Consider the following 17,457-nt stretch of genomic DNA (forward strand, 5'->3'; position numbering starts at 1 on the left):
CTGCTATGGATCGATTTCGGCCAATCCTGACCTGCAGGAATCGGCCAGGAGCGGACGTTCAGAAGGCAATCTTGAAAAGGATTTACACTCGCTTGGCTGTGACTCAAACGACAACATACGGAAATAGATTCGTGCAGATTCATATTATCTACACCCGAACAGTCATGTTGCTCTCTAAGCATCCTTACCAATCATGGGGAGAGATTCAAAATCAGTATCATGACTACATGACTTCGCTCGGTCCTTGGGATGAAGATTCGGTTATCGAATACCTTGTAGATGAATACCCAGAGCTTTCCCCGCATCCAAAAGAGCAAGTCATGGCGTTCATAGCGGATACTCACGAGGCAAGGGTGCTTACTTTTGCCGCGTAAATAGTCTTGGTGAGCATTCTCAGATGTTTGCCTGGGTCGAAATCGGCCATTAGTAAGATGCTGCATTTGTCCGAAAATGGTCGCTTGTGAGAGGCTGCGTCCGGGCAAAGGCAGCCTGTCACAAGCTGATCACTGTATGTTTTTGAAACGATAAACCGAACGATTTTTTTCCCAGAAACTGTCATCGAGCGAATATCACTTCTATAGTCCAACACGTCACCGCAACTTAAGTGACTGGTCATCGCGGGCCAAAAACTATGGGCATAGCCGCCTTGTCTCTTAGCCGATTCCATTTGGCTGTTTGACGGCGGTAAAGACTTGTTTCTCATGGAGCTTCACCAATGACCCGCACACCTACCTGCAACCCCATCCCGCTCACCCGCAACGACACCGACCATCCCGTCCTCTACCTGGACGCCAACGCCTCGTTGGCCGATCTGTATACCTGCGCTCAGCAACGCATCGGCGCAGCTCGCAACCTGCTGGAAATCCTTGACTGCACTTCTGGTGCGCAGGACCTCTCGCAGATCCGCTTTGCCATCGGCCTGTTGCTCAGTGACGGCTTCGATCTGCTGCGTACCTTGGGTGATAGAACCTTGAGGCAGGCTGATCCGGCGTAACCTCGATTGAGTACTGAGGCAACGAAAGAGGCGACGCAATGCGTCGCCTTTTTTGCTTGAGCGGAGCACTTTCCAGAGATCGACCCTGCGCTGCTGTCCTGCCTCTGCCGTTGGCCTCAGCTCTGTTCGCTGACTTTTAAGAATGACCTTAGGGCCCTGCCCGAACTCCTGCGCTAGGGTCCCCTGTCTCCCGGATGGGAGGCTTTTTCACTCATAGCGCAGGGTGCCCAATGATCGCTTCTTCTCGCCTGGACGATAGCCATGTCTGCCCGATGCCGGAGCACGGCACCACTCCCATCGTTACCGCCTCCAGCAACGTCATCATCAACGGCACGGGCGCGGCCCGGGTCGGTGATGTCTGTGGCTGCGGCGCGGTGATTACCACAGGATTTCCTTCTGTGCTGGTCAATGGCCGGCCCCTGGCCCATGTGGGCAGCCTCACCAGCCATGGCGGTACCCTTGTCAGCGGCTCTGGCAATACTTTCGGCGGCTCGCTCTTCGCGCCCGCCGATGGCTCGGTGGATGAGTCGCGCATGGCCACGCTGCTGGCCGATCCGGCGCTCACGGAAAAGCCCAGGCGGCCAATGCGCTGGTCAGCCCGTTGGCTGCTTCCAAGGCGGCCCTTCAGGAGGGCGTCGAGCCGGGGTGTCATATTGTCGAGCAGCCCATGTCCCACTCGGCACTAATGGGAGTTCGCTCAAGCGCGCCGGGCCGGCGGGGAGGCTGTTTCTAATGGGGAGTGTTGTTGGAGTGATTGCCTGGCCTGCGATGTACATCCGTGATGGGGGCGCAAGCATCGAAGATATCAATAACTGTCCCCGAGGCCTTAGAAGGAAGCTGGTGGTCTGGTACCGAGCAGGTGCAGTTCTATTGGGGGTTTTTCTTTTGCTGTGGTCTGTCGGTCAATACATGGGCTGGGTTAAGTGGGTGGTTGATGGCATTTCATATGCTTTACGTTTCAGGTGATGGTCGACTGATTCTGTTGCAAGTTCCGTCAGTATGGGATTCGGTGTCCCGACCCTGGGTGCCGGTGCTCTGTTCTGTGGGTTGATAGTAGTCGGAGGTTTTTTTAGGCTGCTGTCACTGCAAGTGGCTCCCTCTCCCTGATCGAACAGAGCGTGTTAGCGCGTTGTACATTGACCTTCTTGAAGGAAGTCTTTTAACGCTGCCTGATAAATAGTTAACGGTTTGCTTTCGGTGCTGAGTAGGGCGAATGGGATCACTACGAGGTGTGAGAACGATATTGAGCTTATGGAGTAGGATTTCTGTCTGCAAAAACCGTGACTATTGTTCAGTGTGAAATCGAACCTGAATAGGTTGGGTCTTGTACACCAGCTAGGAATCAAGCCAAGACTCAAGCCGGTTAAGTAGTCTTGTACGCAAGCGCCTCCAGATGGAATCTCGGAGATTTTTATTTCTAATTCAGGAAGGTGTGGAGCTATAAGTCTTGAACTATTGTCTTGTGCATTTGGAATGATTTTCTGTGTTGCTTCGTATGCGCTCTTTGCGAAGCGGCTGTTTTTCCATGCAGAGTCCATTTTATAAGTGAAGCTGGAGATGGTTTCTTTTGTTCTGGGTTCGAAGTGTTCATTGATTGGTGGCTTGGACGTATATGATGTGCAGCCGGAGCATGTTATGGCAAAGCTGATAGCAATCAAGCTGTTAATTATTGAGTGACGCATCCTGAGCTTTCCCTGGCTATTAGTTGTTCGGTATTTATTTAGTTGAGCATTCATTACGTACCTTATGTACGTCAGGTTGATTCTGAGCAACCCCGATTGAGTTCTGAAGATACGAAAAAAGGCGACGCAATTCCTCTGCCGTTGCCCTCAGATCCGTTCACTGACTTTTAAGAACTACCTTAGGGCTCCGCCGGTCTGGTGTTGGGTGGTGCAGGGGTAGAGGGGAGGCGGGTATCGGCTAGAGCAGAGAAAGTCAATCTGCCCCTCTGCTCCAGCGCCTTGTTCTAAAAGTTGAAACGTTGGTCAAACACGGTCTGCTCGCCCACCGTCACGCTGCATTGGCGGGCCACTTCAGCCGGCATCACCTTGCCCAGCAACGGCGCCAGCGACTTGTAGAACACCTTGTCGCAGGCGTCGTCTTTGCTGAAGGCTTGTGCGTTACCGGCCGCGTCTGCCGTAATTCGGCAGCCTGCCACCAATTCGGTGGGCAACTCGTTCAATGGCACTGTTGTCGAGCCGGAGCCCTGCAACTCGATCAGCTCCTTGCATGTGCCCTTGGCCGGACCTTCCTTAATGGTTTTGGTAAAGGCGACGGGTTGGAAGTCAGTACCGGTGAACAGCACCTGGTCGTTAACAGTGACTCGGTATTGTGAGGGTTTGAAGGCGATGGTCTTGATGCAGAACTGCGTGGTGACCGGTTTCCCATTGACCTCAGAGGTGGCCGCTTTGCAACCTGGGGTGGCCTGGGTGAGGGAGGTATCGGGCGAGCTGACACAACCGGCCAGTGATAGCAGACACACACCGAACAGCATTCTTTTCATGGGACTTCCTGTGCTCAAACACACCGCCTCCAGCAGGCGGCTCCGGACGCAGATCATACCAGTGACCTGTTGGCCAAAGGCGCAGAACTGGTATTGAGGTGCAGGGGTAGGGCGTCCTGGCCCTTGTCGCCATGCACCAATATCCGGCCGTCATACCCACAGCTGATCCAGCCACCGGCGCGGGTGGGGAGCACATCGGTTGCAAAGTTGTCGTGTGAGCCGATGATCGCCCCCTGCCGTGAGGGCAGGTTCCAGCGCCTGACGAATCCATCCTCGCCGCAGGTCAGCAACATGTGTCGCGCCTCGAAGCGCACGCGCCGGACTGGCCCGTCATGAGCGGCAAGGCAATCCAGGAGCGCCAGCATCGGTTCGGTCGCTAGCAGGTGCACCGCGCCGTCGAGATCACCAGCGGCCAAGGTGACGCTGCCATCGGCGTCGTTCCAGCTCGCCAGCGTCCTCAGGGGGCGGCCCAGATCGAGCACTTGTACGCAGTCCCGCTCCTCGGGTTGCCACAGCCTGACGGTTCCGTCCTCCGATGCGCTGGCGAAACCGCCGTTGCCCATAGGCGCGATCGCCCAGACCCAGCAGGCGTGGGCCTGACGTCTGTCCGTGGCACCTGTCGCCAGGTTCCAGACTGTCACGCGACCGTCAGCAGCCCCGGTCACGAGGCGGTCAGCGCCTAACTTTGCCGAGGACAGGACGGCCGAGTCCGATGTGCCGACCAACGTTGACTCGCCGGTCGCCAAGGACCAATGCCGGACCGTACGATCCCGCGAGTGAGAAACAAGCTCGCCAGGCGCCACGTCCACCAGACCCAGAATGGATTGTGTATGTCCGTCAAGCTGACCTAAGCACCGGCCCTCGCGATCCCACAGCCGGATGGTTGCGTCACGCCCGGCGCTTGCAAAGCCCCTGTCGCCAAGGTCGGCAAGCGCCCATACGTACCCGTGATGGCCCGGCTGGAAGGGACCATCGACTTGCAAGGATTGCTGTGGCTCGTACATCAGATCACTGCGCATGACGTATTTTTGGCCAGCGTCCACTAAGGCGCCGGCGTGCCAGAGGGTGTGATCGAATACGATCAGGCTGCCCTTTCGCGGGCGCAGCCTGAGCGTGGAATCCCGGTTCGACATGGCTGCGGACCGTCCCTCGAAGAACACGGTCTCTCCGCCGCTGAATGCATCGTCGTTAAGATAAATCATGAAGGTCAGGCGTGACTGTTGGCGCTGGCGATGGTGTACACCATCCTGATGGGCGCGGAACTGGGTGCCGGGCCGGTAGCGGCAGAAGCGCAGCCGCTCATTGATGCCGACCGGACGCCAGCCGTCCTCATCGATCACCGTCCCGAGCTTCGGCATCCGCGAGGCGCAGTGCTTCAAGCGTTCAAATAGTCGTCCGGCCAGAGCTGGGTCGTCTGCCACGATCCGGTCATTATCGCGGTAGGAGGACGGGTAGTCAGACCCTGCGCTGGCGAACCCGCACTGCTCCGTGGCTTCTATCAACGCTTCGCACTCGCTGGCCGCAAGGAACTCGTGGACCAGGACACACCGCACCCGGTCACCCAGCGGTAGTTCGACCGAGGCCGACGGAGCAGTCGCCCCGGCCACCAGTTTTTCAGCGAAGGAATTCATCGTGATCTCCAAAGTTGGTCTGATAACCAATATTTGCAAAGCTAGGGTGCGACGGGGTCGATGTCAATGCTAAGCTGGTCGCGCAACCAACATTGGAAAGGTGACATGGCACGGCGCTCGAACACTGATGAAAGACGCGGCCAGATCGTGGCGGCACTCCAGGCCGTCATGGCCAAGGCCGGCTACGCAGGCGCAACCATAGCGGCCATCGCCCGGCATGCGGAGCTAGCGCCTGGCCTTGTGCACTACCACTTCAAGGACAAGCGCGAGATTTTGGTGGCACTGGTCGACTCACTGGCCGGCTACGCCCATCAGCGGTACGAGTCCCGGGCCGCTGCGGCCCAGACGGCGGAGCAAAGGCTTCAGGCCTACATTACCGCACACCTGGCCTACGGTTCGGACGCGCAGCCCGATGCGGTGGCGGCATGGGTGATGATCGGCGAGCAGTCGGCCCACGACCCAGACGTGCGCGAGGTCTATCAGGCTGTGCTAGCGGCGCAGATGAAGCTTCTCAAGGGCCTGCTCCGGCAGCGATTCGCCGAACGCGGACGCCGCGCCCGAGGGCTCGACGCGCTGGTGGCGGGCATTACATGCTTTATCCAGGGGGCGTTCACGCTGTCCACCACGGCGCGGCCACTGCTGCCGACGGCCTTCGCCGCACCGACGTTGATCGCCTGGGTCGAGCGTTACATTGATGGGGAGGAGGAGCGATGAGGGGAACGCCAGAAGGGCGCAACCTCTTTCCGGACGGCGCGCACGGCGCCCCCGAGGTGCCTGATGGTGTGGATTTTGCCGCCTGGGCTCGCCTCTGGGCGGAGCTCGGAGTCGGCTGCCCGCCGCGAGAAACCTACGAAGAGCTCCTTCGACGCTACCGCGAGCCCCATCGTGCGTATCACAACTGCCAGCATTTGCAGGAATGCCTCCAGGTGCGCCGACTCATCAACGCAGCCTGCCACGCTCCCGCTGAAGTCGATCTCGCACTTTGGTTTCATGACGCCCTATACGACCCACTTCGCAGCGACAACGAGCTGCGCAGTGCGCAATGGCTGGACGACGTGGCACGCGATAGCGGCCTGGGCGATGAAATCCGACGCAGGCTTTACGGCCTGATCATGGTGACGCGACACGACGGCGCTCCAGCGTCGGCAGACGAGGCCGTGTTGGTGGACACGGATCTGGCGATCCTTGGGGCATCGGCCGCGCGGTTTGAGGAGTACGACCGCCAAGTCCGTCGCGAGTACCGATATGTGCCTCTGTTTGTGTACCGCCGAAAGCGGCGCCAGGTCCTGGAGGGCTTCCTGGCACGCGGGCGCATCTATACGACCGCACCGTACTTCGATGCATTCGAACAGCAAGCCCGCGTCAATCTTGCAAGCGCCATCGACCGCCTCGGCTGAGGAACGGACCCCAGCGGGGGGCGGGAGTTTCGCCTTCTCAGGTGCCTGGCCATTCTGCAGTTCAACCCGTCACCGTAAACAGATGCCGGGGCATCGCGGGCCAAAAAAACATGGCTGTAGGTCACATAGGCTGCCGTTGCGTCCTTGATATCGACCTAAGGCTTGGCCCGATCCCATCGACACTCCGCCAACCGGTGCCCATCGGTTCCGCTCTTTTCTCGCCTGTCGATGTCGCCGTCGGCGTTCAGGTAGATATGGGTGTTGGGCCATTGCGGGGTGATGCTGATGCAATGATTGCGCCCGGTGTTCTTGCTCCACCAGGAAAATTCCATGAAGAACTCGTCGTCCGGGAAGAGCGCGCCATGATCGGTTGCGCCGCCTCCGGGAAGCATTCCTCCTTTATCAATCCGATCCTGGACATTCCAGATGTACCTGAGCTCATCCCGGCCGGCTTGGGAGTAGTGAACAGTCACCGTTGGCAACGCAAAGTCCCAATGCGTGGCTAACCCAAACAGCAGCGGTATCCAGAGCAGCTTTACGTACCATGGCCGGCGCGTGCCTGCATGGAGGGGCAAGAATTTCATCTCCATCCCTTGGGCGTATTTTGGGGGGGCGTGGGGTTGCGAGTGGAGACGGCAGCGTCGCAGCCGGTCGTTGTCCACTCCCGGCTGCTGTGTGGCTTCTTGGGCTGAATGTCAGCAACCGGACGCTTTGAGCCCGGTGCCGATGGTGACCGCGCTGACCTGCACTTTGTCAAAGGCCTTCTGCGCGGCGGCGTCGTATTTCCGGTCGCAGTTGAAGCGTGTTTCCATCACGTAGTCTTCGCCTTCTGCTTTGCGCATCTGCGATTCCCACTGGTCGGCGGCGTTGAGCGCGGCATCGGAGACCAGGACCACCTCCAGCAGCACTTCCTTGAAATCCACGGCATGGGGACCTTCCCAGTGGGCATAGACCGAAGGGTCGGCGGCATTGCCGCACATGCTCAGGCAACTGGCGCTGTAGCTCAGGCCGCCACCGGACGACTCGGTAAAGGCGCCGACGGTGAGAGGTTTGCCTGGCGCCGGGGCGTAGGTGCCGACGAACTGGGTCAGGTCGGCCTGGCATTTGGGCGTCAGTTCCATGCGCAGTTTGCTGACTTTGCCGCCCTCTACCGTGGCGGTGATGTCGCAACCCTGGACTTTGAACTTGTGTTCATCGCCGAAGGACTCCCGAGGGATTCCGGCGACGGATTCAAAGTAACGCTGATTGGTGCCCAGCATGTCGCCGGTGAAGACTTCGGCCACGGAGGCGGCATGGGCGATGTCAACGGACAGGGCCAGTGTTGAGGCAAAAAGACTGTAGGTCAGCTTGTTCATGGGAGAGTCCTTTCAATGGGCGACCGGAAGCTGTGGTCACCTTCAAGTGGGTTCGGGGACGGGAGTTTAGCAGGCGTTGGTACTGTGTTTTTCGGGTTTCTTGCTGAATTTTTCTGAGTACCAACCATAGGAAAAGAGCAGGGCACGGCGCATTTTATCGAGGCGTTGATGAGCATCCGACCAGCCACGATCAATCCGTAAGCCAATCCCAGAGGCTGCCCACCAGATACGCCGCGCCTGCGGCCACTGCTGCGGTCGCTAGTGCGGGGGCCAGGGCTGTTCCTCCAGCGAACCCCAGGGCGCCAAGACCTGCAGCGGTCAAGCTGGAGGTACCGCCAGCGGCGGCCAGACCAGATGCGGTACTGACGGCACCCTTGGCCAGGGCTTGGCTGGTCAATGACTGCGCTACTTGGCTCGCGGTGGTGCTGGCGGCCTTTCTGGCCAGCATGTTGCGTGCAGCGGCGGCGCCACCTTGGGCGAGCAAGACCTTGGTGGTTTGCTCTGCCGTTTGTCTGGCTGCGTGGTGCATCAGCAGGCTGTTGGCAACTGCGCCCAGACGCTGTTTGGCGACTCTGACTTGTTCGCTGGTGTGTCGATCGGTGGCGCACCAGTTGGCAAAGTGCTCGCAATTGTTGAACACAAGATTGTATTGATCCTCACCCAGTCTGGATCGGGCCCGACGGCAGATATCGGGCCCCCTGAAATAGACTTTCCGGTAAGTCTTGATCCTGGCGTTCTTGCCTTGCAGGAAGTCTGCAAGGGAGGTCGACTCGATGCATCCCTTATGAAGCCCCGAACCCATGCCTGAGTAGTGGATCACGCGATTCCTGCCGACAAAAATCCCGTGATGGGTATAGAGACCTCGGCCGACAATCAGATGAGTTCCAGTGGGGTACATGTCCAACAAGGCTCCAGTGATGTGCTTTTGGAGGCGGCATTCGCAAGCGTTCCGGTGATATCGAGGGGCTTGATCCGTGTCGCAGTCTTCATGCAGGCATTTCCAGTGGCTCATGGGCGTATAGCCAATATTGTCGCCCCGAGCATGGGTTGCATCATAAACAACGGCACAAGGACATTGCTATCAAAATGCCGCTATCGGGGCGCGGCACCGTGTCGTGCGCCGAATAGGCAGGCAGGGAAGGGGCTGTGTCCTCGTCTACAACGGTGTCTGAGATCAGTGCTTGACTCTGTCCCTTGGGACAACCCGCATCCTGTCTTGTCTGTTTCAGCTTCCGCCGTCAGCGGATAAGGCAATCCATGAGTAGAGTATCGATGGTCACCGGTGCCAATGGGCATCTGGGCAACACCCTGGTGCGGGCGCTGCTGGCTCGCGGGCAACAGGTGCGCGCCGGGGTGCGTGACCCGGACCGAAGCTCCGCCCTGAACGGCCTCGACTGCCAGAAGGTACGCGCCGAGCTGCAAGACCCTGACTCTCTGCGTCAGGCCCTGCAAGGGGTAGAGGTGCTGTATCAGGTGGCGGCCGTGTTCAAGCACTGGGCGAGGAATCCCTACGCCGAGATCGTCGAGGCCAACGTGCAAGGTACGCGTAATGTGCTGCGCGCTGCGGCCGAGGCCGGGGTCCGGCGTGTGGTCTATGTCAGCTCCGTGGCAGCGGTTGGGCACAACGGTCAGCGCCTGGATGAAAACAGCTGGAACAGCGATCAGCAAAACCCGTACTACCGGTCGAAAATTCTCTCTGAGCGCGCCGCCTGGGACATGGCCCAGGCCTATGGCCTGCCGACGGTGGCGGTATTGCCCTCGGCGATCATCGGCCCTCATGCCACGCGGCTGACGGACACGATGGGATTTCTGGCGGCGGTGCTGGGGCGCAAGCTGGTGCTGGACCCGAATTTTCATTTCAACTTTGTCGATGTGCGTGACGTGGCCGATGGCTTGATCCGCGCGGCGGAGCAGGGTCGCCCGGGCCAGCGCTACCTACTGGCCAATCAACAGTCTTCATCGTTGGCCGAGGTCATCGCAGCGCTCAACACGCTTTGCCCCGAATATCGGCTACCGCGCCGCGCGCCCAAGGGTTTGTTGTTGCTGATCGCCTGGCTGCAAGAACAGCGGGCGCGCTACACCGGTCAGCCCGCGGAGTTGCTGCTGAGCCAGGTGCGGATGTTTTATGGGGTGCGCCAGCGTTACTGCATCGATAAGGCCATCAACGAGTTGGGCTACCAGCCGCGCTCACCCCATGACGCCCTCAGGGAGGCATTTGCCCATCTATTGCTGCGCTGATTCTGGCGCAGCACTCGGCACTGCTGCGGGGGCGAACTGCTGGTTGATCTGTTGTTGCAACTGTGTCAGTTGCTGCTCCTGGCTCTGCAAGGCCTGGATCTGCGCTTGCAACTCCAGGCGCTTGGCCTCGATACCCTGATTGGCCAGTGCCAGGGGGAAGGGGGCCTGATGGTGCTTGGCGGCCAGCAACTCGCTCATCTCTGCCAGTTTGAACCCCACCGCCTGGGCGCTGCGGATCATCTGCACCAGCGTCAAGTGATGGGGGCTGTACAGCCGATAACTGCCACGGCGCTGCGGGGTCAGCAGGCCCAGTTGCTCATACAGACGCAGGGCTTTGGGCGTGCATCCCGACAACGTGGCAAGTTCACCTATGTACATACAACGCTCTCTCGCTCATCCAGTTCCGGCCCGCAGTTTACTGACTGTGGTTCGATGACGCTTGGCTGGATCTGTTTGCCGTGAAGGCACCATCACCCGCTAGTGCCAGCATCCGCGGGCCACGAACAGAGAGGTCGGCAAGTGCTCGGAAAACACAGCTCCCCTGACGCAAAACAACCTTCGACAGGGGGCGAGCGCAACTCATCTAGGCGTGCAGGTGCTTTTTCAAGAATGATCGGGTTCGTTCGTGAGTCGGGTTTTGCAGGATCTCTTGCGGCGCTCCTTCCTCGACCACCACCCCGCCGTCCATGAAGATGATCCGGTCGGCCACTTCACCGGCAAAGCGCATTTCGTGAGTGACGATCAACATGGTCATGTGCTCGGCGGCCAGTTGTTTCATGACCTGGTTGACCTCTTCCACCAGCTCCGGGTCCAGCGCCGAGGTGGCCTCATCAAACAGCATGACCTTGGGGCGCATCGCCAGGGCCCTGGCAATGGCCACGCGCTGCTTCTGTCCGCCGGACAGGCGAGAAGGGTACTCGTCGAACTTGTTGGCCAGGCCCACCTTGGCCAAGTACTCCATGGCCAGTTCGCGAGCCGCTGTTTTGCTCAACCCTTTGAGCTTGATCGGTCCGAGGGCGATGTTTTCATGCACGGTCAAGTGCGGGAACAGATTGAAGTGCTGGAACACCATGCCCATCTGCTGGCGCACGCTATTGATGTGCTGTTCGAATGCGCGACCTTTCAAGGGCCGGTTGACGTGTTCGCCTTCTAGCCAGACTTCACCCTCGTTCAGCACTTCCAAGTGATTGATTGAGCGCAGCAGGGTGCTTTTGCCCGAACCACTGGGGCCGATGATGGCGATGATCTGTCCGCGCGAGACAGACAGATCGATGCCTTTGAGCACTTCAAGTGCGCCATAAGCCTTGCGCGCACCCTTGACTTCAACCATGAGCTTTTCTGTGGTCATCGTGACATCTCTACCTTATTTTCAAGAAGGTGCAGGCCGGCTTCCAGAACAAGATTGACCGCGTAATAAATCACCGCGACGGCCAAATAGAATTCGAACGGGCTATAGGTCTCGCTCACAGCGCGCTGGGCGCTGTAGACCAGCTCGGCAATACCGATGATGGACACCAGGGATGTGTCCTTTAACAGGACAATCAGGTTGTTGCCCAGCGGCGCCAGAGTGCTGCGCAGTGCTTGCGGCACAATCACGTAGCGCTGGGTCTGACTGCGGCTCAGGCCAATGGAGCGCGCACCTTCAATCTGCCCGGGGTCGACCGACATCACCCCGGCACGAATAACGTCGGCGTTGTAGACGGCGAAGTGCAGGCTGAGGCCGATGATGCCGGCCATCAGTGCCGGGATATCAATCCCCACTTGCACCAGGCCGTAATAGATCACGTACAGCTGCAGCAGCAGTGGCGTACCCATCAGCAGCCAGGTCATGAAACGTATGGGCAGGGATACCAGTTTGGGGGTGTAGAGAACGATCAGGGCAAAGGCTATTCCGGCAATCAGGCTCAATACACTGGAGCAGAGAAACAAGACGATGGTCCACCAGAGCCCGGTCGCCAGCAGCTCGGAATAGGGTGTCACGATACTCAGGTCAAGGCTTGGCATTGAGGCGTCTCACTTTGCCGCGAAGCGTTTATCGAGGTGGTCAACCATCAGCCTGACCGTGTAGACCATGGCGATGTACAAAATGGCCGACACCATGAATATCTCGAACGGCTTGTACGTGGAGCTGATAAAGCGCTGCGCCGTGTAGGAAAGTTCAACCACGGAGATGGTCGAAACCAGGGCCGAGCCTTTGATCAGCGCGACCGCATTGACGCCCAGAGGCCTGATCATCAGCTTCGCGGTTTGCGGAAGTGTGATCAGCCATAGGGTCTGGCCCTTGCCGAAACCGATTGAACGTGCGGCTTCGACCTGACCGGGATCGACGTTGCTGATCGCACCACGAATGGATTCGGCCATGTAGGCCGCGATGTTCAGGCCCAGGCCCAGGACCCCAGCGGAAAACGGTTCCAGCTCAAGGCCGATTTGCGGGCCGCCAAAGTAGATGAGGAAGAGTTGGACCAGGCAGGGCGTGCCGCGAAAAACGCTGACGTAGACCCTGGCCAGGCATCGAAGCAGGAAGAAGCCGGACAGTCGGGCAGCAACCAGCACGATTGCCACCAGCAAACCCAGCACCAGTGCCAGTAGCGAAACTTGCACCGTGATCCAGGCCGCCTCCAGAAAGAACGGCAGGGTGCGCTGTATAAGTGTCAGATCCATGGGCAGGCTCGGAAAAGTCGGATTGACTGGCCCGACGACAGGTCGAGCCAGGCTGCAGCTGAGTCAGCGAATGTCTTTGCCGATCCACTGCATCGAGATCTTTTCGTAGCTGCCGTCGGCGAGCATATCGTCCAGCGCCTGCTGCATTGCAGCCTTGAGTTCAGGGTTGTGCTTGCGCAGCGCAATGCCCATGCCTTCAACGCCGCCGTCACTGTCGGGTGGCGTGATGATGCGAACTTTCTGCCCGGTTTCCTTGACGGCGACCAGCACCGGAACGCTGTCCATCACCAGCGCGTTGAGGCGCCCTGCCTCCAGGTCGACCAGCATTTCGGGAAGGCCTTTGTAGGTCTTCACCTTCAGGTTGCCGCGCGCCCTGGCCCATTTGTCGTGGGCATCGCCAAGGGTAACGCCCACCGTCACATCCTTCAGGTCATCCAGGCTGTTGATCGGCGAGTCCTCTTTCACCACGATGGTGCGGCCGGCGTGGTAATAGGGGCCAACGAAATCCACGGCCTTCAGGCGCTCCGGGGTAATGGTCATCGAGGCGATGATGGCGTCATATTTCTTGGCCAGGAGCCCGGCAATGATCCCGTCGAAGGGCGTGGTGACAATGCTCACTTTCACCCCGAGCCGTTGGGCCAGGGCTTCGCTGATGGAGGCGTCGAATCCGACGATCTGGTTCTGCTCGTTGGCAAAGCTGAAGGGCGAGTATTGACCGCTCATGGCAATGCGAATCTCTTTGGACTCCTGGATCGACTGCAAGTCATCAGCCTGAACGGCTGTAGGACAGAGGAGCGCCGCGGCCGCGACGGTGGATGCAGCAAGCAGACCCTTGAGCGTTCTGGTTAGCATTGGATGGCACCTTTGAAGAATTATTAATTATTGTTTTTGGGCTCTTCACCCAGGCCTCGGGAAAAGCTTTGCATAGGCCGTTCTGGAAAGCACCAGGCAAGGTGTCCGCCAGCCGGACACATTGCCGGAGTTGGCCGACACTATGTCGGCCGGGCGCGCAGGCTGTCACTCGCGCGCCGATCCGGACGCTCTAGCGCAGGGCAGCCTGGAAGCTTTCGTCCAGCACCTCAAGCAGGAAGTCGGCGTTCTTGTGACTGAAAATCATCGATGGGCGCATTTTCAGAACGTTGTCATAGGGGCCTTCGGTGCCGATCAGAACGCCGCGCTCCCGGGCACCATCGGCGACCTTTTTGGCCAGTTGCGTGGCCGGAGATTTGCTCTTGCGATCAGTGACCAGTTCGATCCCGAGGAACAGCCCCAGTCCGCGTACATCGCCAATGGCCGCGTATCGCTGCTGCAGCTTGCGAAAGCCTTCGAGCAGATAGTTGCCCACCGTCAACGCGTTGAGTTTCAGGTTGTCGCGCTCAATCACATCGAGAACGCTGAGCCCCACGGCACATGAAACCGGGCTGCCGGCGAAGGTATTGAAGTACTCCATGCCGTTGTTGAAGCTGTCGGCCATCTCGCGTGTGGTCACCACCGCCGACATGGGATGGCCGTTGCCAATGGGTTTGCCCATGGACACGGCATCGGGCACCACGCCCTGGGTTTCAAAGGCCCACCAGTGGCTGCCCACTCGGCCAAAGCCGACCTGGACTTCATCGGCCAGGCACAGACCGCCTTCGGCACGAACCATTGCATAGACTTCCTGCAAGTAGTTTTCCGGGAAAAACAGTTGCCCGGCGACACTGGGAATGGACTCCGCCAAAAAGAACGCCGGGGCTCGGCCCTGCTTGCGCATGCTGTCGATCTGCTCGGCGACACTTTGCGCGAAACGCTTGCCCAGCTCTTCGAATGGCCAGTCATCCGCTGCGCGGTAGGCATCCGGCACGGCCGCCTCGAATACATGCGCTGCACGCCCCTTGCCGGCCTTGCGCTTGTACTTGTAGGGGCTGAGGTCAATCAGCTCCTGGGTCGTGCCGTGATAAGCCCAATCCAGCACGATGGCATCGTTGCGCCCGGTGTGATTGCGTGCCATGCGCAGCATCAGGCTGTTGGCTTCGCTGCCTGAACAGCCAAAGGAGGCGACCGCCAGGCCTTCGGGCAAGGTTGCGGTGAGTCGCTCGGCGTACTCCACGATGTTGTCGTGCAGGTAACGGGTATTGGTGTTCAGGCGTGAAGCCTGGCGCGAAAGGGCTTGCACCACATCGGGATGGGAGTGGCCGAGATGGCAGACGTTGTTGAAGCAGTCGAGATAGGCGCGGCCAAAGTTGTCGATCAACCAGACCCCATCACCGCGTACGAACTTGATCGGGTCCGAGTAGGAAATCGACAAGTTGGGAAGCAGCATTTCCTTACGCTTGGCCACGATCTGCGCTTTGGTTCGTCCTTCCTGGTGGTAGGTTTCCGCGGGGATTCCGGCCAGCGTCGATGCATCCGGGAACAGGTCGGCCCACACCTCCAGATAGGCGCGCTCACCGACGCCGATGAACTCGCTCGCTTGCAACTGGGTGTCGGTGGACATCTGGAAATGCACATGGGGCAGCCAGCCGCCATTTTCCGTATCCGCGCCCATGTGACCCACCAGCGCGCCGGCCTCAAGACGGTCCCCGGGCTTGAGGCGGGTCAGCGCTTCGTGGGCCATGTGCCCCCACAGGGTCAGAAAGGGCGGACAGCCTGCCGGCGAGTGCTTGAGCATGATCAAACCGCCATAGCCCAGTGGTTCAGGCTCGACCTCGACGCTCTGCACCACACCGGCAAGCGGTGTGTACAGAGGCGTTCCGGCCGGCATGATCAAGTCGACACCCAGGTGCATGATCCGACGCTCTCCTTCAATGAATCGAGATTCAAAGGCGCTGTCGGTGTAGATGGTCCTGGCTTCGCCCCATGGCCCGATGCCCAGCGGCACCTGATGTTCAGCAGAGAAATCATTCCACCACCGGGTGGCCTCTGCCGGGCGCTGCTCGGCTGAGGCGATGGTCATTTCATGGGCAGCATCGGCGAATGGCACAATGGCCTTGTTCAGGGTCGCCGCCGATGGATGCACGATATCCGCAAAGGACTGGCGGTTTTCATCCACCCAGCGGCGAATGGCCCCGGCACCTTCTATCGCGTCAAAACCACAGGCTTTGCGCAGGATCGCCGTCGCCAGGCGCGGGTTCATGCGATCCATCTTTTCCAGCAGGCGCCAGGCCGGGGCTTCGCTGATGGCCAGGTAGGGATTGTCCTGGGTCTGCTCGTGGCGCGAGGCCGACAAGGTGACGCTGATGACCAGGCGCATGGCGATCAGATTGAACAGCACGTCCAGCTCTTGCGGCTGCAGTGGGTAGCGCTCATGGAAGCCGCCGGTGAGAGCGGCGGCCGCGCCGATGGGGTCTTGCATGTCGAGAATGGCGTAGGCGCAAGTGATGGCGACTTCGGCAATCAGCACCGTGTGCACGGCATCGCCAAAATCGATGATGCCCGAGACCTGCTGGTGGTTCTGCGGGTCGACGAGGATGTTCCAGTCATTGCCGTCGTTGTGAATGACCTGGGTGCGCAAGCGCGCAAGCCTGGGTTCGACCCGGGTTTCGAAATCATCGATGAAGCGCTCCAGAATGGCACGTCTGTTGGGGTCTTTGACGAAATGCAGGCGGGCTCGGGAACGTGCGGCGTGTCGCAGATCCCACTCCAGATCGCGGACCGCGCCGGGATGCATGAAGCCCTGAAGTGCATGATCCATGTCGGCGAATGATTGACCCAGGCTGCGCATGAGTTCGAACGTGCGCTGGACTTCGGCCAGCGGAGTACCGTGCAACCAGCTCACCAGGCGCACCGCGTGGGTTTCGCCAGAGGACGCCATTGCCGAGGCGAGCCAGTCGCCGGTCAGGCTTTTCTTCAGCTGCGGCACGCCAAGCTCGGGGCTGTGATGGGCCAGATGGCTGAGGATGGCGGTCTGCAGCGCGCTTTCAATGGGTGGTTCGCTGGAGTTGACGACTTTCAGAATCCATCCCGCATCGCTTGCTGTGTTCAACCGGAAGTTGCAGTCTCGCTCGCCGTCCAGAGGCGAAGCCGTAGCGATGACATTGAAAAGCTGCTCAGCCAAGTGTTCGGCATCGCGTGGCGAGAACTGCGGGGCGGGGTGGCAAAGGTCGGTCATGGTAATGGTTTTCCAAGTTATTTTTTTCAGTTAGCTTGGCATGCGAAATCTTCGAGGGCAGTAGGTATGCGGTCGGCTTTGGCCTGCATATTGTCGGAATCGACCGGCACAAACTCGGCAGTCAATTTGAGGAGTTTCAATGCGCGACCTGGACGCGAAAGATCGCGAAATACTGGACATTCTGTCTAAAGAGGCGCGGATTGCCCTGAAGGCCCTGGCCGCGAGAATCGGACTGTCCAGAAGTGCCACCAGCGAGCGCGTCCTCAACCTTGAACGCAATGGGGTGATCAGAGGCTATCGTGCGGATATCGGCGAAATCGACGCCAATGTGATTCGCGCCATGTTTCTGGTGTGCCTGAAACGCACGCCGGCCATCAGCCTGCTGGACCTTCTGGCCCAGCACTCGCAGGTGCGCCGCATCTCCTCTGTCAGTGGCCAGCTCGACCTGGTGATTGAGACTGAATCACGCACCATTGATGATCTGAACCGAGTCCGGGATGCCGTAGCCAGTCACGAATCCGTCGAGGACATCACCACGGCTGTGGTTCTTCGTCGCGATATCGATCGACAGACATCCTGATCCGCCGC

17 protein-coding genes and 1 pseudogene are annotated in these 17,457 nt (G+C 59.3%); 7 read left to right on the top strand and 11 right to left on the bottom strand.

The window, feature by feature from the left end; all coding sequences use genetic code 11:
• Window positions 1-131 precede the first annotated feature (131 nt).
• The 3 genes and pseudogenes from P7C00_RS12790 to P7C00_RS12800 all read left to right on the top strand — a co-directional run.
• A complete protein-coding gene (locus P7C00_RS12790; protein WP_404939285.1) occupies window positions 132-374 on the top strand; it encodes a hypothetical protein in 243 nt (80 codons plus the stop codon).
• 341 nt (window positions 375-715) lie between these two features.
• On the top strand, window positions 716-994 hold the full coding sequence (locus tag P7C00_RS12795; protein ID WP_404939287.1) for a hypothetical protein: 279 nt from the start codon (window positions 716-718) through the stop codon (window positions 992-994).
• Window positions 995-1,224: 230 nt separating this feature from the next.
• A pseudogene (locus tag P7C00_RS12800) lies at window positions 1,225-1,610 on the top strand (PAAR domain-containing protein); the annotation flags it as partial.
• 1,350 nt (window positions 1,611-2,960) lie between these two features.
• On the opposite strand, the gene P7C00_RS12805 reads toward P7C00_RS12800, so the two are convergent.
• Window positions 2,961-3,497: a hypothetical protein gene (locus P7C00_RS12805; protein ID WP_404939289.1), complete on the bottom strand. Its 537-nt coding sequence runs from the start codon at window positions 3,495-3,497 to the stop codon at window positions 2,961-2,963.
• A 53-nt stretch (window positions 3,498-3,550) separates the two neighbouring features.
• On the bottom strand, window positions 3,551-5,128 hold the full coding sequence (locus tag P7C00_RS12810; RefSeq protein WP_404939291.1) for a 2OG-Fe(II) oxygenase: 1,578 nt from the start codon (window positions 5,126-5,128) through the stop codon (window positions 3,551-3,553).
• 105 nt (window positions 5,129-5,233) lie between these two features.
• On the opposite strand from P7C00_RS12810, the gene P7C00_RS12815 reads away from it, so the two are divergent.
• A complete protein-coding gene (locus P7C00_RS12815) occupies window positions 5,234-5,842 on the top strand; it encodes a TetR family transcriptional regulator (RefSeq protein ID WP_404939293.1) in 609 nt (202 codons plus the stop codon).
• The gene (locus P7C00_RS12820; RefSeq protein WP_404939295.1) at window positions 5,839-6,525 is read left to right on the top strand and encodes a hypothetical protein; all 687 of its coding nucleotides are present in this window, start codon (window positions 5,839-5,841) and stop codon (window positions 6,523-6,525) included. Before P7C00_RS12815 ends, P7C00_RS12820 begins: the two co-directional genes overlap by 4 nt.
• Window positions 6,526-6,680: 155 nt before the next feature.
• Here P7C00_RS12820 and P7C00_RS12825 read toward each other — a convergent pair whose 3' ends face one another.
• The 3 genes from P7C00_RS12825 to P7C00_RS12835 form a co-directional block, all read right to left on the bottom strand.
• Window positions 6,681-7,109, bottom strand: coding sequence for a hypothetical protein (locus P7C00_RS12825; protein WP_404939297.1), 429 nt, complete (start codon window positions 7,107-7,109; stop codon window positions 6,681-6,683).
• A gap of 111 nt (window positions 7,110-7,220) precedes the next feature.
• A complete protein-coding gene (locus P7C00_RS12830; RefSeq protein ID WP_404939299.1) occupies window positions 7,221-7,880 on the bottom strand; it encodes a hypothetical protein in 660 nt (219 codons plus the stop codon).
• Window positions 7,881-8,070: 190 nt separating this feature from the next.
• Window positions 8,071-8,778 (bottom strand): lecithin retinol acyltransferase family protein, encoded by a 708-nt coding sequence (locus tag P7C00_RS12835; RefSeq protein WP_404939972.1) that lies wholly within the window; start codon window positions 8,776-8,778, stop codon window positions 8,071-8,073.
• Between the two features lie 359 nt (window positions 8,779-9,137).
• On the opposite strand from P7C00_RS12835, the gene P7C00_RS12840 reads away from it, so the two are divergent.
• On the top strand, window positions 9,138-10,118 hold the full coding sequence (locus tag P7C00_RS12840; protein WP_404939301.1) for an NAD-dependent epimerase/dehydratase family protein: 981 nt from the start codon (window positions 9,138-9,140) through the stop codon (window positions 10,116-10,118).
• On the opposite strand, the gene P7C00_RS12845 is transcribed toward P7C00_RS12840, so the two are convergent.
• The 6 genes from P7C00_RS12845 to P7C00_RS12870 form a co-directional block, all read right to left on the bottom strand.
• Complete coding sequence (locus P7C00_RS12845) at window positions 10,104-10,496, bottom strand: MerR family transcriptional regulator (protein WP_346636049.1); 393 nt, start codon at window positions 10,494-10,496, stop codon at window positions 10,104-10,106. The genes P7C00_RS12840 and P7C00_RS12845 overlap by 15 nt on opposite strands.
• A gap of 205 nt (window positions 10,497-10,701) precedes the next feature.
• Entirely contained in the window at window positions 10,702-11,466 is a 765-nt protein-coding gene (locus tag P7C00_RS12850; RefSeq protein WP_346636050.1) for an amino acid ABC transporter ATP-binding protein, read from the bottom strand.
• Window positions 11,463-12,122 (bottom strand): amino acid ABC transporter permease, encoded by a 660-nt coding sequence (locus P7C00_RS12855; protein WP_346636051.1) that lies wholly within the window; start codon window positions 12,120-12,122, stop codon window positions 11,463-11,465. Before P7C00_RS12855 ends, P7C00_RS12850 begins: the two co-directional genes overlap by 4 nt.
• Before the next feature lie 9 nt (window positions 12,123-12,131).
• Window positions 12,132-12,779, bottom strand: a complete 648-nt coding sequence (locus P7C00_RS12860; RefSeq protein WP_346636052.1) for an amino acid ABC transporter permease — start codon at window positions 12,777-12,779, stop codon at window positions 12,132-12,134.
• 63 nt (window positions 12,780-12,842) lie between these two features.
• Window positions 12,843-13,631 carry an ABC transporter substrate-binding protein gene (locus P7C00_RS12865; RefSeq protein WP_346636053.1) on the bottom strand — a complete coding sequence of 263 codons (789 nt, stop codon included), beginning with the start codon at window positions 13,629-13,631 and terminating at the stop codon, window positions 12,843-12,845.
• 190 nt (window positions 13,632-13,821) lie between these two features.
• Complete coding sequence (locus P7C00_RS12870; RefSeq protein ID WP_404939303.1) at window positions 13,822-16,869, bottom strand: aminotransferase class III-fold pyridoxal phosphate-dependent enzyme; 3,048 nt, start codon at window positions 16,867-16,869, stop codon at window positions 13,822-13,824.
• A 139-nt stretch (window positions 16,870-17,008) separates the two neighbouring features.
• Here P7C00_RS12870 and P7C00_RS12875 point away from each other — a divergent pair, with 139 nt between their 5' ends.
• Window positions 17,009-17,449, top strand: a complete 441-nt coding sequence (locus P7C00_RS12875) for an Lrp/AsnC family transcriptional regulator (protein WP_404939305.1) — start codon at window positions 17,009-17,011, stop codon at window positions 17,447-17,449.
• The last annotated feature ends 8 nt before the right edge of the window (window positions 17,450-17,457 follow it).

It is taken from the genome of Pseudomonas sp. JDS08PS003, assembly GCF_045013505.1.
GTDB lineage: Bacteria > Pseudomonadota > Gammaproteobacteria > Pseudomonadales > Pseudomonadaceae > Aquipseudomonas > Aquipseudomonas protegens_B.